This window comes from Halothermothrix orenii H 168, from assembly GCF_000020485.1.
Lineage (GTDB): Bacteria > Bacillota > Halanaerobiia > Halanaerobiales > Halothermotrichaceae > Halothermothrix > Halothermothrix orenii.
On sequence record NC_011899.1, the window covers coordinates 678,501 to 703,066 of the forward strand.

The window sequence follows — 24,566 nt, forward strand, 5'->3', positions numbered from 1 at the left end:
CTTTTCAACAATATTTTTCACGAAAAAAGTCTGGAGGGAAATTAAAGTGAACCTATTTTACAGGTTTGTAGTTTTTGTAATCACTGTTATATTTATGTTCTGTAGCCTGCTTATGGGCCTGTATAGTTTTGGACTGGGTCAGGAAAAATTATTATCAGGGGTAGTATTATCCCTGTATAATAACTGGCAGGCAGGCATTTTGTTCATTATTGCCTTTCTGGCCGGTGCCTGGGTTATTTATCCTATATTTAATCTGGGTCGTGAGCGGGAAACTACCCTGATCAGTGCTGGGGAACTGGGTAATGTAAATATTACATTAGATGCCCTGGACAAACTTGTGAGAAAAGTAGCTGCCCAGCAGGAAGGTGTGACCAGGGTTTCAACGAAACTTAAAACCCTTGAAAATGAATTACATATTTTCCTGAACGTGAAGGTTAAACCTGACAGACCATTACCTCAGTTAACAAAAGACCTTCAAAATATCGTTAAATCTTATATTGAAGATACAACAGGTGTCAATATTAATGAAGTTAAGGTCTTGGTTGATAGCATTGGTGACGAAACTAAGACCGAAGAAGATTGAGGTGTATTGAAATGGCAGACAGGGATGTATGGCGTGAGCTTTCATAACTGGTTTCCAGAAATAAAGGTAAGATACTCGGTGGCCTGGTTGGTTTTTTAATTGGTATTTTGATATTAGTTCTGGGATTGTTTAAAACCATCCTCTTATTTATCTGTACTGTACTGGGGTATTATATTGGTTCCAGATGGGATATAGATGGGGATTTAAAAAAATTACTTGACAGGTTATTACCACCGAAAAATAGATAACAGGGATAGAATTGGATTTAAACATGTTGTCAAGTGAGTTGCCATTAAGTTATACCAGAGAATATAAAATAATGGGATAAGCTGTTAATATATAAGAAAATAAATGAGGTAAGGAGTATCTAAAATGAAGATAACACGACACCAGGAGAGGGTCTGGGCTTTACAGATTTTATATAGTTTAGATATTTCCAGTGAATTAAATATACAAAAGGCCAGAAAAACCTGTCGGGAATTTAAATATAAAAAGGTACTCGATAAAAAGCGGTATTATTTTGAAGATATTGTTGAGGGAGTCATAAATTCCCGGCAGGATCTTGATTCTATCATTAATAAATATGCTATCGACTGGGATGTTGAAAGGATGGCCTGTATTGATCGTAATATATTACGGATAGCTTTATATGAAATTGAATCAGGTCTACCGGTGGGAGTAGCTATTGATGAAGCCGTGGAAATTGCCAAGGATTTTGGTGACAGTAATTCTCCGAAATTTATAAATGGTATTCTCGCAAAAAGTATCGAGGATTGACTTGACATTTGACCAAACATCAGGTATTATAATTATAGGGTATAATGTTAATAATTTCACAAATGTCTGACAATTCCAACGAAAAGGTAATATTTCCGGGTGTATTAATGATAAGGTTGATATTGCCAGAGTCTAATAATAGTTTTAATGGTGCCTGTAGGAGGCTGAAAGAAGAAGATTCTGTTAGTAGTATTTTTATTTTTAATTAGTTGTGTGAAATAATTCACTTCAAAGGGGGAATTTATAATGGCTGTTAAGGAATTTGAAAATTGTAAAGACAGGTATTTAAAAAAGCTTGATGAGATTATATTGAAGTATAAGGATAAGCCCGGTCCTTTGATTCCGGTTTTACATGAAGCCCAGGAGCTTTATGGTTACCTTCCTGAAGAGGTTCAGAGTTATATAGCTGAAGGCCTGGGAGTCCCTGTAAGTAAAGTTTCAGGCGTTGTTAGTTTCTACTCATTCTTTACAACAAAACCCAAGGGCGAGCATACTATCAACGTATGTATGGGTACTGCCTGTTATGTTAAGGGTGCTGAAGAAATTCTTAACAGGTTAAAAGAAGAACTCGGTATTGAAGAGGGAGAAACCAGTGAAGATGGTAAGTTTACGATGGTAGGTATGAGATGTCTTGGTGCCTGTAGTTTAGCCCCGGTTGTAACAATTGATGACAAGGTTTATGGAAAAGTAACGCCCGAAAAAATGATGGAGATTATTGAATCCTATCGTAAATAATATATTTTTTGATGTGATAAATATATCTTTCACAAACTTAATAATATCTGTTTTTAAGGAGGAAAATCGATGAAGAAATATACGATATGCGTCTGTGGGGGAACCGGATGTTTATCGTCCGAAAGTGAAGACGTTAAAAATGAGTTTATTACCCTGATAGAAAAAGAAGGTTTAACAGAACAGGTTACTGTTAAAGAGACAGGTTGTATGGGAACCTGTGATCTTGGTCCGGTAGCTTTAATTGACCCGGACAATGTTTTTTATTGTAAGCTTAAACCAGAGGATGTTTCTGATATTATTAATTCCCATATTAAACAGGGGAGTATAGTAGAACGTCTGGTATTCGGTTATGATAAAGATAATCCCATAAGTGAACATGATGATATTCCCTTCTTTAAAGGGCAGAAAAAAATTGCCTTAAGGAATACCGGGGTAATTGATCCCGATAATATTGAAGATTATTTATCCCATGACGGATATAAGGCCCTGGAGAAAGTCTTAACTGAAATGTCTCCAGAGGAAGTAATTGAAGAAATAAAAGAATCAGGATTAAGGGGCCGTGGTGGTGGCGGTTTCCCGACAGGATTAAAATGGCAATTTACCGCCCAGTCTGAAGGAGAACAAAAATATATAGTCTGTAATGCAGATGAAGGTGACCCTGGTGCCTTTATGGATAGAAGTATACTGGAGGGGGATCCTCACAGTATAATTGAAGCTATGGCTATTGCCGGTTATGCTGTAGGAGCCAATCAGGGTTATGTCTATGTCCGGGCAGAGTACCCTCTGGCTGTAAAGAGGATGGAAAAGGCTATATCTGATGCCAGGGAAAATGGATTTATTGGAAATAATATATTTGATACTAATTTTAAGTTTGACCTGGAGATTAGAGTTGGGGCCGGTGCTTTTGTTTGTGGTGAAGAAACGGCTCTTATGGCTTCCATTGAAGGTGAAAGGGGAGAACCACGTCCCAAGCCACCATTTCCGGCCCAGTCTGGTTTATGGGGAAAACCAACCCTTATTAATAATGTAGAGACCTATGCCAATATACCGGTTATTATTTTAAAGGGGGCTAAATGGTTTAACCATATTGGTACTGAAAAAAGTAAAGGTACTAAAGTGTTTGCTGTAGCCGGTGATATTAATACTACCGGGCTTGTTGAAGTTCCGATGGGTACTACCCTAAGAGAGATAATTTTTGATATTTGTGGAGGAATACCGGAAGGCAAGAAGTTTAAAGCAGCCCAGACCGGGGGACCATCCGGGGGTTGTATCCCCAGGGAACACCTTGATATCAGTATGGATTATGATTCCCTGATTGAAATTGGCTCAATGATGGGATCCGGTGGATTAATCGTTATGGATGAAAATACCTGTATGGTTGACGTTGCCAGGTTTTTTCTCGATTTTACCCAGGATGAATCATGTGGCAAGTGTGTCCCCTGTCGGATTGGAACCAAAAGGATGCTTGAAATATTAGAAAGAATTACAAAAGGTCAGGGAGAACCTGGAGATATTGAAAAGTTAGAGAAACTGGGTAAATATATAAAAGAAAATGCCCTGTGTGGTCTGGGGCAAACTGCCCCTAATCCTGTCCTGAGTACAATTAAGTACTTCAGGGATGAATATGAAGCCCATATTAAAGATAAAAATTGTCCGGCCGGAAGTTGTCGCAATTTAACCAGGTATAAAATTATAGCCGAAGAATGCCGTAACTGTGGTCTATGTGCTAAAGTCTGCCCGGTTGATGCTATTACCAAAGAAGAAGAGGCCCATGTAATCGATCTGGATAAATGTATTAAGTGTGGGTCCTGTCTTGATAAATGTCCATTTAATGCTGTTCAGAAAGGAGCGTAATTGAAATGTCTGATAAAGTAAATATAACATTAGATGGTAAAAGTTTAACTGTAGATAAAGATAAAACTATTCTGGAAGTAGCCCGGGAAGCCGGGATTAAGATTCCTACCCTCTGTTACCTGGAAGAAATTAATGAAATTGGTAGCTGCAGGGTCTGTGTAGTGGAAGTGAATGGAAAAATACAGCCTGCCTGCGTTACTCCGGTAAGTGAAGGCCTGGAAATCACAACAACTTCACCCAGGATTCGTGAAGCCAGGAGGATATCCCTCGAGTTAATAATTTCAGACCATCCTATGGAATGTTTGACCTGTAGTCGGAATGGAAATTGTGAACTCCAGAGACTGGCAGAGGACTTTGGAATAAGTGAGATAACTTATGAGGGTGAACAGTCACATTTTGAACCTGATCTTTCATCACCTTCAATTGTCAGGGATCCCGATAAATGTATTTTATGCCGGCGTTGTGTTAGTGTCTGTGAACAGGTTCAGGGGGTTGCTGCCTTAACTCCCAATGAAAGGGGATTTTCTACCATAATTACCCCTGCCTTTGGTCAAAAACTGGGTGAAATAGCATGTGCTAACTGTGGTCAGTGTATAAATGCGTGTCCAGTTGGAGCCCTTTCTGAAAAGGATGACACCGAAAAGGTCTGGGAAGCCCTGGCTAATCCCGATAAACATGTAGTGGTCCAGACAGCACCTGCTGTCAGGGTATCGATTGGTGAAGTATTTGGAATGAAACCCGGTAGTCTGGTAACAGGAAAACTGATGGCTGGTTTAAGACGGCTTGGTTTTGATAAGGTTTTTGATACCAACTTTACTGCTGACTTGACCATAATGGAAGAAGGTCATGAATTAATTGAAAGACTGAAAAACAATGAAAGGCTACCGTTGATTACTTCCTGTAGTCCGGGCTGGATTAAGTTTATTGAACACTTCTACCCAAGTTACCTTGAGCATATCTCAAGCTGTAAATCTCCTCAACAGATGTTTGGGGCCCTTGCCAAAACTTATTACCCTGAAAATAATGGTATAGACCCGGAAGATGTATTTGTAGTTTCGGTTATGCCCTGTACTGCTAAAAAATTCGAAATAACAAGACCCGGTATGGATAGTAGTGGGTATCAGGACGTAGATGTGGTTCTTACCACAAGGGAGCTGGCAAAAATGTTTAAACAGGCCGGGATTGACTTTGTGAATCTCCCTGATGAAGAATATGATAAACCCCTCGGTATTTCGACTGGTGCCGGTACTATTTTTGGAACAACAGGTGGCGTTATGGAAGCAGCCTTAAGAACTGCCTATGAGGTATTAACAGGGGAGGAATTACCCGGTCTGGAATTTGAGGATGTAAGGGGTTTAGAGGGGATTAAGGAATGTGAAATTGAAATTAACGGTCAGAAAATAAAAGTTGCCGTAGCTCATGGACTTTCCAATGCTCATAAGGTACTTCAAAATATAGACGACTATCATTTTATTGAAATTATGGCCTGCCCTGGTGGTTGTGTTGGTGGTGGTGGTCAGCCCTATCCTACCAATGAAGAAACTATAAGATTAAGGGCCCAGGGCCTTTACCGGGATGATAAGGAACATCAGATCAGGAAATCCCACGAAAATCCTGTTGTCAAAAAACTATATGAAGAATTTCTTGGCAAACCATTGAGTCATAAGTCTCATGAATTACTACACACCGGGTATGTTGTAAGATCAAAATACCCGGCCAATGTTGAATCTGATGCGGTTTAATAATAAATAAAAGAAAAGCCCTCTTAATAAGAGGGCTTTTTTTAATGTTCAAAAATTATATACAGGTGTTTTTATGGGTTAATTTCAGGAATAAAAAATAATTAAAATTTTTCCTTATTAATAGTCAAATGTTGGGTTTTAATACAATGTCATCGAGGACGTCGTTTACTTTTTTAATGACTCATGACAAAAGTCAATTTGTTTGTGGTTAATCAATATTACTTCTGGGGGCGACTGGGAACAGAAATTGATGTAAGGGCTTTTCCGGCCTCTATATCAGACCTTTCCCTGACAGCCAGGTCTCCTAGAGATACAATACCTACTAATCTGCCATTTTCCACAACCGGGAGGCGCCTGATTTGTTTACTGGCCATGATTTGGGCTGCTTCTTCAACAGACATATCAGGGGTACCGTAGACAATGTCTCCCGTCATGACCTGGTGTACTGGCATGTTAATGTTACCGGCCTGGGCTACACTTCTTATTGTTATATCTCTGTCAGTAATTATACCTACTGGCCTGTTACCATCGGTTACAGGAACGGAACCAACATTAAGAGAACGCATTACCTGGGCTGCATCTTTAACAGAGGAATTGGGATTGATACTGGTTACATCACTGGTCATAATATCTTTTAGCTTCATTTATGGTTCAACTCCTTTCATAAATATGTTGTGCAATAATTTAAAGTTTAATCATAAAATATTATTTTTTTGTCTGTTGTTCTTCTTTTATAATTTCAACAGTTTTTGTACCCTGGTTGTCATTTGATGAAAAAGAAAATCTCCCTGATCTTATAAACTTGCTTAGTCGATTTTTAATTAAAGGTTTTATATATTTTCGGCTGAATGGAAGAACACAACCAAGACCGGAAAGGTCTGTTAAAAGCCCGGGGGTTATTAGCAATATCCCGCCGGTAAAAATAAGAAAACCATCAATTAAACTATTGACCGGCATCCTTCCTTCAGAAAGGGAGGTGTTGATATCTTTAATAACTTTAGTACCCTGTTGTTTAACAAAAAAGGCTCCGATAAACCCGGTGATAGCAACCAGAAAGATGGTAAAAAAGAAACCAACTAAATGACTAAGTTTAACTAAAAGCGAAATTTCAGCCAGGGGAATCACAGTTAATATAAAAATAAGTTTTAACAAATCTACCACTCCTTAATTATAATGTGATAATTAACAAATTTATTAAATCCTGATTATGTAAAGTTTATATAAAATAAAGCAGTCACTCTTTTAAGTCTCTATTTCCCCGTTAAAGTTAATTATTATAAATTTTATTATGAAATGTATTTGAGTTTGATTTTTTTAAAAATGGCAAATGGTAATAAAGTGTCTTTTATATATTTATTCAGATAATGGGATTATTGTGCAAAATAAAATTATTTTAGATTATATTAATAACAGTAAATTCAGCAACATTTTATTTATTATGCCAAAATCCTACAAAAATATATTGACAAGTCATACAGATATTGCTATAATTATAAAAAAGGAGGGGACAAACATATGAAAGCTACTGGTATTGTAAGGAAAATTGACGATTTAGGTAGAGTTGTTATACCTAAAGAATTACGTAGAACTATGAATATCGAGAAGAAAGACCCTATGGAAATCTATGTTGATGAAGACACAATAATTCTCAAAAAATATGAACCGGCCTGTATTTTCTGTGGAAATGCTGAAAACACTATTGATTATATGGGTAAGTTTATCTGTAAGGATTGCCTCAACGAAATGGTAGAAGTCTCGAATGGTAAGAGTGCCTGAACATAATTCTAAATTAAATACTTATTTCTGAGTACCGCAACTGTAAAAAGTTGCGGTTTTTTATACCCGTGGTAAGATACCGGGTATTATTTTTTAATGTCTTTATATAAAAAGCAGGAGATAAGGTAAAAACCGGAGAATTCCTATGGTGGAGGAGATATCTATGGATGAATTAAAATTTATTCATGCGTCTGATATACACCTGGGGAGTGTATTACATACAGGGACAACACATAAAGGGGATATTGGGGAAATTGTTAAAAAGGCTACCTATAAGGCATTTTCCAGGATCTGTAATCACGCAATTGAATTTGAGGTAGATTTTGTTGTATTGTCCGGTGATATTTTTGATAGAGAGTCAAAATCAGTAGTTGCCATGAAACATTTTATAGGGGAATGTAAAAGGTTAAATGAAAAAGGTATTCCTGTATACCTGATTGCCGGTAATCATGATCCATTGCGGGAACAGGTGAATATTATGGATTTACCCCCTGATGTATTTATCTTCAGTGGAGATGAAGTAGAAAAGGAAGATTTTATTTCAGATGATGGCAGGATTTTAGCCAGACTTATCGGACAATCTTATAAATCAAGGGCCCTTTCTGAAAAGATTCACCTTCAATATAACTCAGGAGAAAAAAGTGGGGTCTGGAACATTGGTTTATTGCATACCCAGCTTGAACCCGGTAACAAGAATTATATACCATGTTCTTTACAGGAGTTAAATGAGATTAATAATATACATTACTGGGCCCTGGGCCATATTCACCAATGTAAAATTTTACAACAGGGATTGCCAACCATAGCCTATCCAGGTATTCCCCAGGGTCGTGATTTTGGGGAGCAAGGTCCGGGAGGATGTCTTCTTGTAAACCTTGTACCTGAGAAATCCCCTGCTGTTAAATTTGTACCTGTATCCCCGGTTATCTGGAAAAGGATTGAAGTTAAGATAGGTGAAGGAAATACTGGTAAGGAAAACGAGAATCCACGTAATATTACAGAACTCCAGGAACTTTTATATAAAAAAGCCAGGGATTTAGTAAATGACATTCAGTTAAAGCCCCAGGGTTTAGATATACCGGCTGTTAAGACTGAAAATGTTGTTGAAGGTCTTGTAATTCAGTGGGTTATAACCGGTCGCAGTCATATTCATAACCTGTTGCAGGAGCAGGACGATGAGGAGATAGAGGAAGTTCTAATAGAGGGATTAAAATCTTTTCATGAAAGCAGACCTTTTCTCTGGACTGATTCTATTATTATAAGGACCGGTAAGCCTCTACCTGACATGAATATAATGAAAAAACACAATCCTGTATTTCAGGAAATAGAAAATATATCTTTTGATATTCTCGGGAAAGAAGAATTACAAAAAGAACTACTGGAAGAACTGGGTCAGGTCTGGGAACTGGCTGAAGATCATGAGAATATTAATGAAACAAAGATACAATTGGATAAAGAAACCATGAAAACAATTATTGATCAGGCCCGACATCTGGTAATAGAAAAAATTTTAGAGAGGGGGGGCTGGGGTGAGGATTAAGAGTCTTTATATAAAGGATTTTGGTATCTTCCGGGAGCAGAAGCTGGAAAAGATAGCTCCAGGTATGGTTGTGATTGGTGGCCCCAATAGAGCTGGAAAAACTACTTTTCTTAATATAATTAGGTATCTCTGGTTTGGTTTTCCATCTAAAAAAACTCTACCGCCTGCCCTGAGGAAGTATGAAGTGGAGGCAGATATTGCCCTTGACAACGAAGATGAATATAACATCTATGTAGAAGGACAGGCTCCTCCGAAAATTACAGCTATTAGGGCAAACTCAGACCAGATAAAAAGTTTTGAAGAACTGGTCGGGGTAGATGAGTTTACATACCATCGTTTGTTTACCATACCCCTGAATGAGCTAAATAAAATCCCCTCAGGGGTTGAAGATGAAGAAAGGATTCAGTCCCTTCTGCTGGGGGCAGGACTTAAAGAAATTTTATTAATTCCCAGGATTAAAGATGAACTATATAAAAAGGCCTATAATATAGGGAGAAAACACGGCAACCCAAGATATGGCCAGTTTAAACCCTATTTTGATAGAATTAAAGAAGGTATAAAAAATAGACAAAAGGCCCTGTCACAGGTCCGGGAGTATGAAAAAATTAAGGATAAATTATCTAAGGTTAACTTTGAAATTAATGAACTGGAAAATTCAACAATTCCTGACCTGGAACATAGATTGACACTTCTGGATGTACTTCACAACAATTATCAGGATTTCCAGCAACTTAATAAATTAAAAATCAGTTTAAACCGACCAGAGATAAAGGACCTTTTATTAAATTTTCCTGTTGAACTTGTGGAAAGGGTAAAGGGGCTTAAAGATAAGTATTTAAATTTGAAGGAAAATTATAATAATCTAAAAACAGAATTTAAAATTGAGACCGGGGTTCAGGATGTTAAAAACAATATTGAAAAATTACTGGACCATGATGACAGGATTAAAACCATGTTCCAAAAATTATCGGGTCTCAGGGAAAAAGTTAAACAATATAAAAAACAAAAAGAGAATTTAACGCGGAACAGGAATGAATTATTTATTGAAATGGAACAAATAAATTCAGCCTGGCAAAGCTTTAAAGATCTTAAGGAAATTAAAACTGATGCAATTGAACAAAAGGATCTTGAAGATTGTCTTATCAACTATACAGAATTGAGTAATACCAGGAATAATTATTTAAAAGAGATAAATGAACTGGAAGATGAAAAGGCCAGACTGGAGGAACAATTAAAGAGTATATCAGAAAAACATGTGGTTATTAATCTTGGGAAATATTTTATTCTGGCCCTTATTATTACTATATCAGGGGCTGGTCTTTCTATTATAAATCCTGTTATGGGGATAATTATTGGGACAGGTGGTGTCTCTGTACTTGCATTGTACTGGTGGTATAAAGGATTTTTAACCCGGGTAAGTTATGAAAGAAAGGAAGATTTAAACCAACGTCTGAAAGACATCAATGGGAAGCTAAATTATAAAAACAGTGAATTTAATAAAATTCAGGACAGGCTTTCTTCTGTAATTAATAAATTTCATGGGTATAGCCAAAAGCTGGGCCTTAAAGAAGAATCCCCTCCTGAACTTGTAAGGTTGTATTTTGATAAGGTTCAGGGATTAAAGAAAAAAATTAAAGGGTGGCAACAGAGGATTGAAGATAATGAAAAATATGCCCGGGAACTTGATGAACGGTTATTTGAAATTATTAAGTTGCTAACTTCTTTTCCAGACATATCAGGAGGAGAAATAGTCAATTATTTTCTTAATTTAAAAAACTATGATTACAGAATAACATACAGTGATAAGTTGTTTTCAGCGGTAGAAGAATTATATGAATATCTCCAGTTAGCCCGGAGGATTAAGGAGCAAGAAGAAAAACTTGCCGGGGTTACCCGGGAAATAGTTGACCTAATAAAGCCCAATAATCAGGAGAAATTAATGGAAGAAATAACTATTTTTTTTAAACGGGCTGAGGATTATGAAAAATATGCAGAAATGAGGTCAGAGGCAAGGCTTCTGGAGGTTAAAATAACCGGAAATTTGAATACCCGGAGGGTTAGAAACTCTCTGGAATACGCTGCAGTAAATAATATACTGGTAAATATAGATCGAAATTACATTAAATCAAATGATGGCTCCGGATTAATAAATATACTGGATAAGTTATACCGGGATTATACTTCGCAAAAAGATATAGAAAAGGATTTTAGACAGACAGAAACTCGTCTTGAAAAGGTGTCCGGAAAACTTGAGAATCTCAAAGAAGAAAGGAAACTTCTACAGGATAAATTAAAAGAACTGTCTACTGTTGAAAAGTTACATAATGCCCAGGCTCAGATTGATGAAGGCAGGAACCGGTTGCAATATCTGGCTGAAAAGTATGCTCTCTATAAGACAGCAACCTATCTTCTTGACCAGGTGCAAAACAGGTTTATTGAAAGGGCCCGGGAGACCCTGTTGAGTGATGCCAGTAATCTATTTAATCAGATAACAGGTGGCGAATATAAAAAAATATTACCACCGGATAATCTACTCAAAATTGATTTCCAGGCTGTATTAAGTAATGGTAATACCCAGAAAACAGTTAATGTTTTAAGCCGGGGAACAAGGGAACAGCTCTATCTGGCTATCAGGGTCAGTAGGTTAAGGCAAATAAAGCCACCCCTGCCTGTTATAATTGACGATTCCCTTGTAAATTTTGATAGCAGGCATTTAGAAAAAACTATAGAAATATTATCTGACCTCGCCGAAACCCATCAGGTATTTATTTTGACCTGCCATCATCGTTTAGTTGATTACATTGAGAGAAAGAATCATAAAACCCAGTTCTGGAAATTGGAGAAAGGTGTTTTTAACCCTTCAAGTGGAGCAGAACTAAAAACAGTGTTAAAGTAGCTTCCGGTTTAATTCCGGAAGTTTTTTTTAAAAAATTTATCAGGTTGATTTTTATATAAATTTCAGGAAAAAATATTAAGACAATATAAGTTAAATGAGGGTAAAGAATTTATAAATAAAATTTGCTGCAATTCCAGCGGCAAGTCCACCCAGAAAATGACTGGTAATTGCCTTCGAAATTAATTTCCGGTGATTCAGGGCGTCCATCATGGCTACATGAGTGCTTAAAAAACCACTCCAGCACATTCCCATTGCTGTAAAGACAGCAATTTCATTGCCACCAATGATATTTTCGGCAAGAAATTTAGGGACGAGACTTAAGGCTGCTCCGACAGCACCAAGAGCTGTAATGGGGAAGGCGATGGCTTCCGGACTTTTAAATCCAAAAAGGGGTTTTATGATAGGTGATAAAAACTTTCCAATACGTGGTAGAAGCTCTACTCCTTCGAAGGCCTGACCCTGATAACCTGTAGAGGGGTCAGCCGGGCCAAAGGTTAGAAGCATAATTACCGTACATATAATAACTACACCCGGTATAATACTCAACCCGATATCGACTCCCAATTTGCCACCTTCCAGCATCGAAGATAAAAACCTTTCCATAAAGGAATTGGTTCCTTCAGGGGTAACCTTTAGATTAAGGAAATCCCTTTCTTCTATGTTTTCTATTTTTTTCTGGTCAATATCAGTTGAATAATCTTCAATGTTGAAATATTTTTTAACCCTGTATTTCATAATTCTAACACTGATTATACTCCCTATTACGGCCCCCAGGTTTCCTATCAAAGCTTCTTTAAAATAACCGAGACCGGTCATAAAAGTGGTTAAAATTAACCCCATTCCAAAGGCAGTCCCCAGGTTACAGAGACAGGGGACTTCAACCCGGTGAAAATATTTTAGGTATCCCCTTTCTTTGGTAAGGGATATAATGGCAGGATTATCTGATAAATAAGTAGTAACAATCCCCAGAAAAGAGACCCCGGGAAGGTTGTACAGGGGCCGCATCAGGGGAGCAAAAATTTTATTTAAAATCCTTACCAGTCCAAATTCAGTGGCCATTTTTCCAAAGGCACCGGCCAAAACAGCTATGGCCATAATATAAAAGACGGTATCCATAAGAAGTTTGTATGCAGTGTTCATTAACGTTGAAAACATATTGGCAATACCCATCTTTGTTCCTGTATATCCAAAGAAAAGGCCAATGATTCCTACAAAAAGAATGGTATCCAGATACCTTTTTAGAAACTTAACTTTTCCGGAGTGTGTTTTGTGGTTCAAATCTTACTCCTCCTTAAAAAGGGAATAATTTAAGACAATTTAATTATAACTTAATAAAGTTACTATTACAATACAGATACAGATCTGAAATACTAACATAGACTGCAATTTTTAGGAACTACAGGCTTATAAATTGATATTAAGAACCCAAAAAAACCATCATTAGAAAAATATAATTGAAAATACTAAAAAAACCTTAATAAAAAATATTTTACATAACTTACTATTGTTACTATCATATTAAATATTGTATAATTAAAAAGACAAAATAGAGAAGGAGGGGTGTTTATTGAAGTATGAGAAGAAGGTCATACTTCCAGTACTAATATTATTAATACTTGTTATATTCCTGGCAGATGTGCAGGCTTTGAATTATAAGCAGAGTTTCAGTAATTATACCATTTATACAGTAAGGCCTGGTGATAGTTTATATAAACTATCTAATAGGTATGGGGTATCTATATCTACGATAAAGATGCTTAACAACCTGAATTCCAGTATTATATATGTTGGACAAAGGTTAAAAATTCCCGTAAATATGAAAAAATATAAAGTTAGACCCGGTGATACCCTTTATTTAATATCATTAAAATTTAATATTTCTGTTAAGGATATAAAGGAAATTAATAATCTTACTTCGAATTTGATTTTTACTGGGCAAGAACTTTTAATTCCAGTGGAGGATACCGGTAATTCCGATGATAGTTTGGACAATTATATGTTCTATACAGTTAAAGCTGGTGATAGTTTATATAAGATAGCAAAACAATTTGGAACCAGTATCCAGGTCCTGAAAGATATTAATAACTTCAATACTAATATTATTTATATTGGTCAAAAAATTAAGGTGCCGCGAATTACTTATCAACTGGAAGTATTGACCAGAGGAGAGGGCAGGGTAATTAAGGAGATAGTCTCTGGAGATAAAAAGGAAAATGGTTATACCCCTGATAGCCGTATCAGGCTCACGGCCCGGGGTAATAATGGAATGGTCTTTTCACACTGGACAGGTGATGTTAGCAGTAGAGAAAATCCAGTTATAGTTAAAATGGATAGAGATAAGTCCGTTACAGCTGTTTTTTCAACTTCTAAATTAAAAGAAGTCTTAATTAAAGGGAATGTTAATATCAGTAATAAAACAGGTGGCTTTAAATCGGTTAGAAAGGGTAAAGACGCAGAACATTCCATTATACCCCTGCGGGTTTATAATGGATTTATGCCAGCTTACGAAGATTCAGAAATCATTGTAAAGTATAAACCGGTAGTCAATGCCCAGTCTGTAGATAAACTGGAGAAAGTAAATGAGCTGGTTACCCTTAATGAAATGAATACCGGTGAAGGCCGGGTAGTTCGTTACAAGGTTCCCCGGGATAAAGATCTAACTGAATTCCTTGAATATTATGGCAATCAGGATTTTGTTGAATGGGTTGAACCTAATTACATTTACTATCCAACTGGATTACCAGAAGACCCTTACTACCCTATATATCAATGGGATTTTGTCAACTTAAATTTAGAGGCAGCCTGGGATAAAGAAACAGGAAGTAATTCAACCATGGTTGCGGTTCTTGATACCGGTATAGTACCAAATCACCCGGATTTAAAAGGTAATTTATTACAGGGAGCTGATTTTGTGGGAGGTAATAACTCCCATCCTGTTTCTTCATTTCAGGTTACGGATTATGAACCTGTTGATGAGACTACCAGAGAAATGGGTGGTAGTCATGGGACCCATGTTGCCGGGGTTATTGGTGCTCTTACCAGTAATGGCAGGGGGATATCCGGTATCAACTGGAATGTAAAAATACTACCGGTCCGGGTTTTAAAGAAAACTGGTGGGACAAGCTGGGATATCGCTGAAGGTATTTATTATGCAATTGACCAGGGAGCAAAGGTAATAAACTTAAGCCTGGGTAGCAAGTACGACAGCCGTCTTCAGGAAGAAGCTGTTGAGGTAGCCTATAAAAGAGGTGTTACTGTGGTTGCAGCTGCCGGTAATGAAAATTCGCCTGTATATTATCCTGCAGCTTTCCCTGAAGTTATAGCCGTTGCTGCTGTAAGTAAGGATAATACCAAGGCCTATTATTCTAATTATGGGCCCGAAATAGATGTCGCCGCCCCCGGTGGCGGTTATGGTGAATCTATCTACAGTACCTGGGGTTACTATGAACAGGGAGAGACTGTACCGGGGTATGTTGGCATGATCGGAACTTCTATGGCAGCCCCCCATGTTAGTGGAATTGCTGCTTTATTGATATCAAGTGGAGTTGAGAATCCTGATGAGGTTCGAAACCGTCTAATTAGTACAGCTATTGATCTGGGGGCTACAGGTAAAGATGATTATTACGGTTATGGTCTGGTTGATGCCTATGGAGCCCTGCTGGGGAAAAAACTTCAGGATCCGGTAGTGTTTACGGCAACAAAGGAAGGTAATTCTTTGATTGTAAAAAGTGATATTAATAAGATTGATAAAGAGGGTAGCTTTTCTTTGAGGAGTAAACCGGGTCAAAATATGATTGTTGCCGCCTGGCGTGATGTAAATAGCAATGGGGTTGTTGATAAAGGTGATTATTACGGTATGACCGGGCCTCTGGATATAACCGGTATTATTGAAAATATCAATGTTAAAATAAATTATATCTCTAAATCGACATTAAAAGATAATCTAACAGTTGTAAAATAAACATGGGCAAGGGGGTAGAATTTTGAAATCTTTATGTAATGGAAAAAGACTTATATTATTAATAATAATACTTGTGTTAGTTACAAACCAACTGGTTCTGGCCGGTACATTTGCACCGGCTTCATTAAATATTGCTGGAAAGGATGTAGTCGGGCTCAGTAGTTTTCAGACTGTAAGTGAAGAGAGTGTAATTCCCCTAAATCTTTCATCTGATGCATTAAAAGCATTGTCCCATCAGAATTTTGAAATCGTTGGTTATACTAATTTAGATACCTTGAAAAAAGATGATTATAGGTCAACGGTGGTTTATTATGTAAAGCCAGGGGATAGCCTGTATAAAATTGCCAGCAGATTTAATATTACCACACAGGAAATAAAAAATTTCAATAATTTAAAAACAAATGTCCTGTATGTTGGGCAAAAATTATATATTCCGGTAGCTGAACAAAACACAGAGGTTTATTATGTAAGAGCAGGAGATAGTTTATATACAATTGCCGGGAAATTTAATACCACCATTTCCCGGATAAAACAGGTTAATGGTTTGACTTCGGACATGCTTTATATAGGCCAGAAGTTATATATACCAACTGGTGATAAACAGACTGACCAGAAAGAACAGGTTTATTATGTAAAACCCGGGGATAGTTTATACAATATTGCCAGAAGATTTAATACCACAGTACAGGAGTTAAAAGATTATAATGGCCTTAAGTCAAATATGCTTTATGTGGGACAGAAATTATACATCCCATCTCCTGATAAGTCCAGTGATAACAGGGGAGAAATGGGGAAGGTTATATATTTTGTGGAACCGGGAGACAGTCTCTACTCAATTGCCACGAAATTTAAGACAACAGTTGAAAGGATAAAGGAAATTAATGCTCTGGCTTCAGACAGTCTTTATGTCGGGCAAAAGCTTTTTATTCCTTATCCAGAAGGTAGTAATACTGACCCCAAGGTTATTTATTTTGTGAAACCCGGTGATACCCTTTATATAATCGCTATAAAATTCGGAACTACAGTAGAGCTGATAAAAGAAGTAAACAATTTAAGCAGTGAAATTTTATATGTGGGTCAGAAGCTTTTAATTCCCGGTCCTCCTGAACTGGATGAAAAAGCTGATTTTGACCTCACCTATACTGTTGAACCCGGTGATAATATTTTCAGGATTGCCAGTAAATTTGGCATGGAAGTTAGTAAAATTATGTCATACAATGACCTGACATATGGTCATTTAAGGGAAGGGCAGCAAATTAAAATTCCCTTTTTCCTTCCTGATAGAGAACTTAACAATGGATTTCAGGTAACTTCAGAGGAACTGGAACTCCTTGCCAGAGCAGTGTATTCAGAAGCCAGAGGTGAACCCTTTAAAGGTCAGGTAGCGGTAGCTGCAGTTATTATCAATAGAATCAGCCATCCCTTTTTCCCCAATACGATAAGGGATGTAATTTTCCAGCCCTGGCAGTTCAGTGCGGTTCATGATGGCCAGTTCTGGCTTGAACCCAACCAAACAGCATATATTGCAGCTAAAGCTGCTTTAAGAGGTTGGGATCCAACTAAAGGAGCTATTTATTATTATAACCCTGATACTGCAACTTCTGACTGGGTTTTTTACCGGAATGTAGTTATTAAAATAGGTAATCATTATTTTGCTGTGTAGCTGAAAAAGGAGTTGTATAGCTGAAAAAGGAGTTATAAAAAGCAGCCTTATGGGGCTGCTTTTATTTTTAATTAAATTCTGTATATAACCAGGAACATTAATTATTAAAGTACCCGGTTTTAAATAAAGAAATAATTACCTGAAGGAAAAACGGGAAACGGCTTTAATTTAATATAAGGGTAGAATCCTTTCTATGTAAGTCTAAACCCGGGGGAGGGTAGTCTTATTTTTAAGATAAAAAAATTATTTTATATATTAACTATCATATTATTAATAATTTTAAATGGATGTAGTGGTGAAAAGTCAAATTTAATTGGTTCAGATCCTGTTTCCTATGGAAGAACTGTATCTGATACTGAAGCCCTGCAGGCTTTAAATGTAGCCAGAAATCAGCTAGGGAAACCCTATACCTGGGGTGGTAGGGGACCTGATGTCTTTGATTGTTCAGGGCTGATAACATATTCCTATAAAACTGCCCTTGAAAGGGATTACATATTTAAAATAGGACCTATAATATACCATGATGCTACCATGAGTGACCTCTATAACTGGAATACAACCCTGGTTCCCCTTGAAAATATGAGACCCGGTGATATTATATTTTATACCAGCAAAGAGGATGATGTAACTCATGGTGGATTGTTTGTTAAATGGAATGATTGTGATAACTTTACCTATATTCATGCTTCAGCCGTCTATAAACAGGTTATAACAGAAACGTGGACAGTTGGTGAAGAAAAATGGGGGTTGAAGCTTGTGGCTGGCGGAAGGTTAAAAAAGTTCAATAAAGAGGAAAATTATTAAAACCACCGGGTAGGTGGTTTTTTTAACTTATAATATTCCCCCTGTTAGTTGAATATATTATCAATAGCCCAATGAAATTAATAGGATAACATAAAGATATACAACACGGGGGAATTGAAATATGAAAAAAATAGTTATTATTTTTGTATTTAGTTTATTGTTAGTAATATTAAATAATAGTCTGGTTATCAGGGCATATACTACACCATCACCAGAATTACAAACTATCCAGCTGAAAAGTCGCTCTATTGAGTATGAAAGTAGTGGAAAGTTATTATCGGAATTGATAAAACTGTTTTATGAAGAACGAAACTATAATCCTGCCTGGTGTAGTCAGACAGAGATCTATCCCCAGGCCTACATATTATTAAAAATAATAAAAGAGGCTGACCGGGAAGGCCTTGACCCCTCGGCCTATTATTATTCCCTGATTTCAAATTATGTCAGGGAACTGGAAAATAAGATTATAAGAAATAGTAGTATTACCAGGGAAGTTGCGCTCAGCTTTGAATTGTTAATGACAAAAGTTTATCTAGATTATACCCTTGATTTATTGACAGGTTATACCAGAAACGGAATGTTTAATAAAATGTATGATAAACACGAGCTTATTAAGAAGTTAAACAGAGCGATAGAACAAGAAAGCCTGGGGAAATTTTTTATTGATTTATATCCCGGTCAGGAGCTGTATTTCAGAATGAGAAAGGCCTTATCCCACCTGAGAAATATATCATCTAAAGACTGGCCCAGAGTAGGTTATGGCCCCCCATTACAGCGCGGTGACTATAGTAAGAGAATCATTGAACTCAGGAGACGGCTTTATTTGTCTGGAGACCTGTCTGAGGAACAATTAAATACAGGTACCTATTTTGACAGGGAACTGGAAAAAGCAGTCAGGAAATTTCAAAGGAGGCATGGGTTAAAAGATAGTGGAATCGTTGATGATAAAACAATTGAGGCCCTGAATATTCCCGTAAAAGAAAAGATAAATAAAATTATAATAAATATGGAGAGACTAAGATGGCTTCCCAGGGATAATCCTGACCTGTGTGTAATGGTAAATATTCCAGAATATAAGCTAAAGGTTATTAGGGAAGATAAGGTTATCCTTGAATCTAAAGTTATTGTAGGAAGTAGAGAAAATCAGACTCCATCCTTTAATGACAGTATTGAGTATATTGTTTTAAATCCTTACTGGTATATACCAGATAATATTACCAGATATGAATTGTTACCTCAAATAAAAAAAGACCCGGATTATCTGGACAAACATAATATTCAGATTTTAAGTGGTTTTGAAGGAGAAGTAAAAATTATACCAGAAGACCAGATAAACTGGGATGAGGTAACACCTGAAAACTTTAGTTATAAATTACGTCAGAAACCAGGCCCGGGTAATTCCCTGGGTAGTATTAAATTTTTGTTTCCCAATGATTTCAATGTATATTTACATGACACTCCATCCAGGGGATTATTTGAATACAGGGAACGGGCTTTAAGTCATGGATGTATCAGGGTGGAAAGACCTCTGGAGCTGGCGAAAGTTCTTATAAGCCAGAGCAACTGGAGTTATAATGAAGTAATTAGTATAATAAATAGTGGTAACAGGGAGGTTATTGAACTAAAAAACCCTGTTCCAATCTATTTAATATATTTGACTGTCTGGGTTGATGATGATGGTGTAATACATTACCGGGAAGATATTTACCAGCGTGATAAAAAACTTGTTCATGAAATGATGAAAAAGGCTGTTAACGATTCATAGTTAACAGCCTTTCCAGGTTAGATTTCAATTAATTACTGGTATAGTTTGATGAACACAGGAACTGTTCGGCGTGCATGATTCCTTCATGTTTCATTTATTACTGGTATGCCTTAATGCCAAGAAGCTGGGTCAGGTTTACAAAGCGATAGTCAAGCATTCTTAAGGTATTAATTAACTCCGGTAAAGCCCTGACAGTTGCCGAGAGATCGTGGCCTTCACCACCGGCTGAATGAAAGAGAATTATGGAGTCCTTTCTGACATTTGGCAGGGTATTAATTAAAATTTTATCAACATCCTGGGTATTCCAGTCCCTGGAATCTACTGACCAGAATATAACCTTAAAACCCATATTTTTAAGTCGCTTAATTACACTGGTAGACACTGCTCCATAAGGTGGCCGTACTAAAGCCGGTGTAAGACTGGTATGATTTTTTATTGTATTACTGGTATTTGTAATTTCATTATAGAAACGTGACGATGTTGTTTTGTTCAGGTTTACATGGGACCAGGTGTGGTTAGCTACTATATGGCCTTCCCTGACCATTCGTTTTACAATATCAGGGTATCTGTCAGCCCTGCTACCCATTAAAAAGAAGGTGGCTCTTACATTATATTTTTTTAGTATATCAAGGATTTTAGGGGTATAAATGTTATCAGGACCGTCATCAAAGGTTAAGGCTATATTATATCCGTTGGTTTTACCTGATAAGAAAAAGGTATCAGGAAATAACTTTGTATACTGGGGGTCTTTTCTTTCAGGTGGTTTATACTCCGGAGCCGGTACTTTGATATACTGACCTATTTTCAGGTTATTATGACTGTATAACTGGTTTGCTTCTTTAATTCTCTTTAAAGAAATTCCATATCTTTTTGATATTTTATAAAGGGTGTCACCGGGTTTAACTTTATGAAACCTGGGCCAGGCAGGAACATAGAGAACCTGGCGTTCATATAGTTCATCTTTATCGGTCAGGTAATTTACTTTTGCTAAAAAATCCATTGGTATTTCCAGCTTTTTAGAGATTAGATAAAGAGTATCTCCTTTCTGGACACGATAAATATTGGGGCGGTAAGCATCAGGGATAATTAATGCCTGGGTTGAAAAAAATTGACCGGGATTACGTAAATTGTTTGTTCTGATAATTTCATTAACGGTTACACCATATTTTCTGGCTATACTATAAAGATTTTCCCCGGGTTTTACCCGGTGTACTTTAGCAGCTTCAATATTGAGAGGCATAAAAAGTGTTAATATAATAATAAGGGATAAGTACATTGATAAAGATTTCAAATAATGATAGTAAAATTTTTTCATAAAAGAAAATACCTCCTGTAATGGAATATATAAATAGAACATCTAATATATACTAATACAATAAAATAATGATAATACCTACATGTAAATTATGGTAAAGGAGATAAATAACTTTCGATTAATGATAAAAAATATAACTCAGGATCTGTCTAATCAAAGACAATTTCTTTAAAATCCTCTGGGTATATTAATTATTAAAAAACAAATGTTCGGTAACTGGATAAAAAAATGGTGCTGAAGGTGGGATTCGAACCCACACGGTCTTTAAGACCACATGACCCTGAATCATGCGCGTCTGCCAGTTCCGCCACTTCAGCACTTTTTTATGGTATTTTTGCTGTGCAATATATATATTAAACAATTTTTTTTTATTTGTCAAGTCTTTTATTTACTTGAAATATTATTTTTTATCATGTAAGGTAATAATAATAATAAATCAGTATTATTGTAAAGGTACTGTTTTATTATTGTAAAGGTTATAACCAAAAATAATCGCTTAATTTAATATGTTACCCACATGATATGGAGAAGTGGATAAGGAGAAGTTAAAGATAAGGAGAAAGATTTAATATAAAGGAGAAGATTTAAAATGAACATCAAAAATGAAGACAATGAAAATGTCAATCCTGAAAACAGAAAGACACGGGTCATTAAATATGGTGGTATTAAATATGTAAATAATGTCCCCCTGGAGCAGATTAACAGTTTTATAGAAGGTTTACCTGAAGATAAGAGGTCAAGTATGGCTGAAGTAACAAAAATACTTGAAGACAGGGGAATGATTACCTTAATACCTGATGATGAACCAAGTCCACCCTGTTAATATTTAAATAAGCAGGATATCTAAATTCATTTATCGAATTTAAAAAATAGCTTGAGGAGAATTGGAGGGAGAATAATGTATAAAATTATTAATAAAGAGGTACTGGCCCCCACTGTTAAGAAGATAGATGTAGAAGCTCCACTTATTGCCGGCAAAACCAGACCGGGTAATTTTATTATGCTACGTATTAATGAAAACGGGGAGCGTATTCCTCTTACAGTAGCCGATTATGATAGGGAAAAGGGGATAATAACAATAATATTTCAGGAAGTTGGTTATACAACCAGATTGCTCGGTCAACTTGAAAAAGGAGATTTTATTAAAGATATTGTCGGTCCCCTGGGCCAGCATATGGATATGGAAGGTTATGATAAGGTTGTCTGCCTCGGTGGGGGTTCGGGTACTGCCCTTTTATACCCGAAGGTAAAGGGGTTTTATGAAAAAGGTGCTGAGGTTATTGCTATAACTGGAGCCAGAACTAAAGAATTGCTTATTTTAGAGGAAGAACTGGCAAAAATAAGTCATAGACTATATATAGCTACTGATGATGGTAGTAAGGGTCATCACGGTTTTGTTACAGATATACTGGCTGAAATATTGGAAGAAGAAGAAATTGATCTGGTTGTTGCCATTGGACCGGTCCCTATGATGAAGGCTGTGTCTGATATGACCAGACCCTATGGGGTAAAAACAATCGTCAGTTTAAATTCATTAATGGTAGATGGAACCGGTATGTGTGGTGGCTGTCGGGTTACAGTAGGTGGTGAAACAAAATTTACCTGTGTAGATGGACCAGCCTTTGATGGTCACCAGGTTGATTTTGAGGAGTTAATGAATAGACTTAACTTTTATAACGAGGAAGAAAAAATGGTCAACAAAAAAGAGGTGAGTGACTGATGCCAGTAGTCAGAAAACGGGTTCCAATGAAAAATCAACCTCCTGATGAAAGAATAAAAAATTTTAAAGAGGTTCCCCTTGGTTATAATAAAAAAGAAGCCATTAAAGAAGCCGAGCGCTGCCTTCAATGTAAACACTCACCCTGTGTTTCAGGTTGTCCGGTGAATGTACCTATCCCCCGGTTTATAAAAGCCTTAAGAGAAAATGATATTAAAGGGGCAAACAGAATAATAAAGTCTAAAAATAATTTACCGGCAATCTGTGGCCGGGTCTGTCCCCAGGAAAACCAGTGTGAAAAAGTATGTGTTTTGGGTCAAAAATTTGAACCGGTAGCCATCGGTAGGCTGGAAAGATTTGTGGCTGATTTAATACTTGAGCAAGAGAAAAATAATAATTCAGGAGAAAAGACTGTAACCGACGGAGATAATATTTCTACTAATTCTGATTCCAGAGACAGGGTTGCGGTGGTTGGCTCAGGACCGGCAGGACTTACTGCTGCAGCCGATCTGGCTAAAGAAGGTTTTAAAGTAACAGTTTTTGAAGCCCTGCATGATACCGGTGGTGTTCTTCGTTATGGTATTCCTGAATTTAGATTGCCAAAGTCTATTTTAGACCAGGAAGTTGAAAATATAAAAAAACTCGGTGTGGAATTTAAATTAAATGTAATAATCGGAAAAACAATAACAATTGATGAATTATTTGAAGACGGGTATAAAGCTGTTTTTATTGGAACTGGTGCTGGATTGCCCCTATTTTTAAATATTCCTGGTGAAAATCTTAATGGGGTTTATTCAGCCAATGAATTTTTAACCAGGGTTAACCTGATGAAGGCCTATAAATTTCCTGAGTTCAAAACACCGGTTAAGGTTGGCAGGAGGGTTGCGGTAATTGGTGGTGGAAATGTGGCTATGGATGCTGCCAGAACAGCAAAAAGGCTCGGAGCTGAAAAGGTAATGGTTGTGTACCGGCGTTCAGAAGAGGAAATGCCTGCCCGGAATGAAGAAATTGAGCATGCCAGGGAAGAGGGGATTGAATTTATATTATTGAGCAGTCCGGTTAAAATTCATGGGGAGAACGGTCTGGTAACTGCTCTCGAATGTATTAAAATGGAACTTGGTGAAAAAGATAAATCAGGACGGAGGCGACCCATTCCGGTTGAGGGTTCTAACTGGAACATGAAATTGGATACTGTTATTGTTGCCATTGGTCAGACTCCCAATCCTTTATTAACCAGTAATTCCCGTGGAATTGAGACTGAATCCTGGGGTGGTATTAAAGTTGATGAAAATCTATCCACTTCACGTCAGGGTGTTTTTGCCGGTGGTGATGTAGTTACCGGGGCGGCTACAGTTATCGAAGCTATGGGGGCTGGAAAGAAAGCGGCCCGTAGTATTTTAGAGTATTTGCGTAGCGATAATAAAGATAAGTAAAGGGG

Annotated in this window: 21 protein-coding genes and 1 tRNA gene; 17 read left to right on the top strand and 5 right to left on the bottom strand. The window is 36.9% G+C overall.

Features of this window, described 5'->3' with window-relative positions; genetic code table 11:
* The first annotated feature begins 46 nt into the window (after positions 1 to 46).
* The 7 genes from amaP to HORE_RS03355 all read left to right on the top strand — a co-directional run bounded on the left by amaP (position 47) and on the right by HORE_RS03355 (position 5,691).
* Positions 47 to 583: an alkaline shock response membrane anchor protein AmaP gene (gene amaP, locus HORE_RS03330; RefSeq protein WP_012635573.1), complete on the top strand. Its 537-nt coding sequence runs from the start codon at positions 47 to 49 to the stop codon at positions 581 to 583.
* 47 nt (positions 584 to 630) lie between these two features.
* A complete protein-coding gene (locus HORE_RS03335) occupies positions 631 to 831 on the top strand; it encodes a DUF2273 domain-containing protein (RefSeq protein WP_050748599.1) in 201 nt (66 codons plus the stop codon).
* Positions 832 to 955: 124 nt separating this feature from the next.
* Positions 956 to 1,360 (top strand): transcription antitermination factor NusB, encoded by a 405-nt coding sequence (gene nusB / locus HORE_RS03340; RefSeq protein WP_012635575.1) that lies wholly within the window; start codon positions 956 to 958, stop codon positions 1,358 to 1,360.
* A gap of 62 nt (positions 1,361 to 1,422) precedes the next feature.
* Complete coding sequence (locus tag HORE_RS12880; RefSeq protein WP_167935753.1) at positions 1,423 to 1,569, top strand: hypothetical protein; 147 nt, start codon at positions 1,423 to 1,425, stop codon at positions 1,567 to 1,569.
* A gap of 37 nt (positions 1,570 to 1,606) precedes the next feature.
* On the top strand, positions 1,607 to 2,095 hold the full coding sequence (gene nuoE / locus HORE_RS03345; RefSeq protein WP_012635576.1) for an NADH-quinone oxidoreductase subunit NuoE: 489 nt from the start codon (positions 1,607 to 1,609) through the stop codon (positions 2,093 to 2,095).
* Between the two features lie 69 nt (positions 2,096 to 2,164).
* Entirely contained in the window at positions 2,165 to 3,949 is a 1,785-nt protein-coding gene (gene nuoF / locus HORE_RS03350) for an NADH-quinone oxidoreductase subunit NuoF (RefSeq protein ID WP_012635577.1), read from the top strand.
* A 5-nt stretch (positions 3,950 to 3,954) separates the two neighbouring features.
* Positions 3,955 to 5,691 carry an NADH-dependent [FeFe] hydrogenase, group A6 gene (locus tag HORE_RS03355; RefSeq protein WP_012635578.1) on the top strand — a complete coding sequence of 579 codons (1,737 nt, stop codon included), beginning with the start codon at positions 3,955 to 3,957 and terminating at the stop codon, positions 5,689 to 5,691.
* Between the two features lie 218 nt (positions 5,692 to 5,909).
* Here HORE_RS03355 and HORE_RS03360 read toward each other — a convergent pair whose 3' ends face one another.
* Both HORE_RS03360 and HORE_RS03365 read right to left on the bottom strand, forming a co-directional pair.
* Positions 5,910 to 6,335: a CBS domain-containing protein gene (locus HORE_RS03360; RefSeq protein WP_012635579.1), complete on the bottom strand. Its 426-nt coding sequence runs from the start codon at positions 6,333 to 6,335 to the stop codon at positions 5,910 to 5,912.
* 61 nt (positions 6,336 to 6,396) lie between these two features.
* Complete coding sequence (locus tag HORE_RS03365) at positions 6,397 to 6,852, bottom strand: FxsA family protein (RefSeq protein WP_012635580.1); 456 nt, start codon at positions 6,850 to 6,852, stop codon at positions 6,397 to 6,399.
* Positions 6,853 to 7,206: 354 nt separating this feature from the next.
* Here HORE_RS03365 and HORE_RS03375 point away from each other — a divergent pair, with 354 nt between their 5' ends.
* The 3 genes from HORE_RS03375 (at position 7,207) to HORE_RS03385 (ending at position 11,903) form a co-directional block, all read left to right on the top strand.
* Positions 7,207 to 7,467, top strand: coding sequence for an AbrB/MazE/SpoVT family DNA-binding domain-containing protein (locus HORE_RS03375; protein WP_012635581.1), 261 nt, complete (start codon positions 7,207 to 7,209; stop codon positions 7,465 to 7,467).
* A 163-nt stretch (positions 7,468 to 7,630) separates the two neighbouring features.
* Entirely contained in the window at positions 7,631 to 9,007 is a 1,377-nt protein-coding gene (locus HORE_RS03380) for a metallophosphoesterase family protein (RefSeq protein ID WP_041605829.1), read from the top strand.
* Positions 8,997 to 11,903 carry an AAA family ATPase gene (locus tag HORE_RS03385; RefSeq protein WP_012635583.1) on the top strand — a complete coding sequence of 969 codons (2,907 nt, stop codon included), beginning with the start codon at positions 8,997 to 8,999 and terminating at the stop codon, positions 11,901 to 11,903. The genes HORE_RS03380 and HORE_RS03385 overlap by 11 nt, the downstream gene beginning before the upstream one ends.
* Positions 11,904 to 11,993: 90 nt before the next feature.
* On the opposite strand, the gene HORE_RS03390 is transcribed toward HORE_RS03385, so the two are convergent.
* The gene (locus HORE_RS03390) at positions 11,994 to 13,181 is read right to left on the bottom strand and encodes a CD0519/CD1768 family membrane protein (RefSeq protein WP_012635584.1); all 1,188 of its coding nucleotides are present in this window, start codon (positions 13,179 to 13,181) and stop codon (positions 11,994 to 11,996) included.
* 289 nt (positions 13,182 to 13,470) lie between these two features.
* Between HORE_RS03390 and HORE_RS12355 the strand changes: the two genes are divergently transcribed.
* The 4 genes from HORE_RS12355 to HORE_RS03420 all read left to right on the top strand — a co-directional run bounded on the left by HORE_RS12355 (position 13,471) and on the right by HORE_RS03420 (position 20,096).
* Positions 13,471 to 15,864, top strand: a complete 2,394-nt coding sequence (locus HORE_RS12355; protein ID WP_012635585.1) for a S8 family serine peptidase — start codon at positions 13,471 to 13,473, stop codon at positions 15,862 to 15,864.
* Positions 15,865 to 15,886: 22 nt separating this feature from the next.
* Complete coding sequence (locus HORE_RS12360; RefSeq protein ID WP_012635586.1) at positions 15,887 to 17,527, top strand: LysM peptidoglycan-binding domain-containing protein; 1,641 nt, start codon at positions 15,887 to 15,889, stop codon at positions 17,525 to 17,527.
* A gap of 363 nt (positions 17,528 to 17,890) precedes the next feature.
* Complete coding sequence (locus HORE_RS12675) at positions 17,891 to 18,331, top strand: C40 family peptidase (RefSeq protein WP_226984210.1); 441 nt, start codon at positions 17,891 to 17,893, stop codon at positions 18,329 to 18,331.
* Positions 18,332 to 18,452: 121 nt separating this feature from the next.
* On the top strand, positions 18,453 to 20,096 hold the full coding sequence (locus HORE_RS03420; protein ID WP_012635588.1) for a L,D-transpeptidase family protein: 1,644 nt from the start codon (positions 18,453 to 18,455) through the stop codon (positions 20,094 to 20,096).
* A 97-nt stretch (positions 20,097 to 20,193) separates the two neighbouring features.
* Here HORE_RS03420 and HORE_RS12365 read toward each other — a convergent pair whose 3' ends face one another.
* The gene (locus HORE_RS12365) at positions 20,194 to 21,411 is read right to left on the bottom strand and encodes a LysM peptidoglycan-binding domain-containing protein (RefSeq protein WP_012635589.1); all 1,218 of its coding nucleotides are present in this window, start codon (positions 21,409 to 21,411) and stop codon (positions 20,194 to 20,196) included.
* A 229-nt stretch (positions 21,412 to 21,640) separates the two neighbouring features.
* Positions 21,641 to 21,728, bottom strand: a tRNA-Leu gene (locus tag HORE_RS03430).
* Between the two features lie 272 nt (positions 21,729 to 22,000).
* On the opposite strand from HORE_RS03430, the gene HORE_RS03435 reads away from it, so the two are divergent.
* The 3 genes from HORE_RS03435 to gltA all read left to right on the top strand — a co-directional run bounded on the left by HORE_RS03435 (position 22,001) and on the right by gltA (position 24,561).
* Positions 22,001 to 22,234, top strand: a complete 234-nt coding sequence (locus tag HORE_RS03435; RefSeq protein WP_012635590.1) for a hypothetical protein — start codon at positions 22,001 to 22,003, stop codon at positions 22,232 to 22,234.
* Positions 22,235 to 22,309: 75 nt separating this feature from the next.
* Positions 22,310 to 23,131: a sulfide/dihydroorotate dehydrogenase-like FAD/NAD-binding protein gene (locus HORE_RS03440; protein WP_012635591.1), complete on the top strand. Its 822-nt coding sequence runs from the start codon at positions 22,310 to 22,312 to the stop codon at positions 23,129 to 23,131.
* Positions 23,131 to 24,561, top strand: coding sequence for an NADPH-dependent glutamate synthase (gltA, locus tag HORE_RS03445; protein ID WP_012635592.1), 1,431 nt, complete (start codon positions 23,131 to 23,133; stop codon positions 24,559 to 24,561). The genes HORE_RS03440 and gltA overlap by 1 nt, the downstream gene beginning before the upstream one ends.
* Positions 24,562 to 24,566: the final 5 nt, after the last annotated feature.

Bases quoted from the DNA above. Each gene is read 5' to 3' on its own strand.
- HORE_RS03375 (WP_012635581.1), top strand. From the start codon at position 7,207: ATGAAAGCTACTGGTATTGTAAGGAAAATTGACGATTTAGGTAGAGTT.
- HORE_RS03360 (WP_012635579.1), bottom strand. From the start codon at position 6,335: ATGAAGCTAAAAGATATTATGACCAGTGATGTAACCAGTATCAATCCC.
- HORE_RS03435 (WP_012635590.1), top strand. From the start codon at position 22,001: ATGAACATCAAAAATGAAGACAATGAAAATGTCAATCCTGAAAACAGA.
- nusB (WP_012635575.1), top strand. From the start codon at position 956: ATGAAGATAACACGACACCAGGAGAGGGTCTGGGCTTTACAGATTTTA.
- HORE_RS03380 (WP_041605829.1), top strand. From the start codon at position 7,631: ATGGATGAATTAAAATTTATTCATGCGTCTGATATACACCTGGGGAGT.
- HORE_RS03440 (WP_012635591.1), top strand. From the start codon at position 22,310: ATGTATAAAATTATTAATAAAGAGGTACTGGCCCCCACTGTTAAGAAG.
- HORE_RS12880 (WP_167935753.1), top strand. From the start codon at position 1,423: ATGTCTGACAATTCCAACGAAAAGGTAATATTTCCGGGTGTATTAATG.
- gltA (WP_012635592.1), top strand. From the start codon at position 23,131: ATGCCAGTAGTCAGAAAACGGGTTCCAATGAAAAATCAACCTCCTGAT.
- HORE_RS03355 (WP_012635578.1), top strand. From the start codon at position 3,955: ATGTCTGATAAAGTAAATATAACATTAGATGGTAAAAGTTTAACTGTA.
- HORE_RS03420 (WP_012635588.1), top strand. From the start codon at position 18,453: ATGAAAAAAATAGTTATTATTTTTGTATTTAGTTTATTGTTAGTAATA.
- HORE_RS12365 (WP_012635589.1), bottom strand. From the start codon at position 21,411: ATGAAAAAATTTTACTATCATTATTTGAAATCTTTATCAATGTACTTA.
- nuoE (WP_012635576.1), top strand. From the start codon at position 1,607: ATGGCTGTTAAGGAATTTGAAAATTGTAAAGACAGGTATTTAAAAAAG.
- nuoF (WP_012635577.1), top strand. From the start codon at position 2,165: ATGAAGAAATATACGATATGCGTCTGTGGGGGAACCGGATGTTTATCG.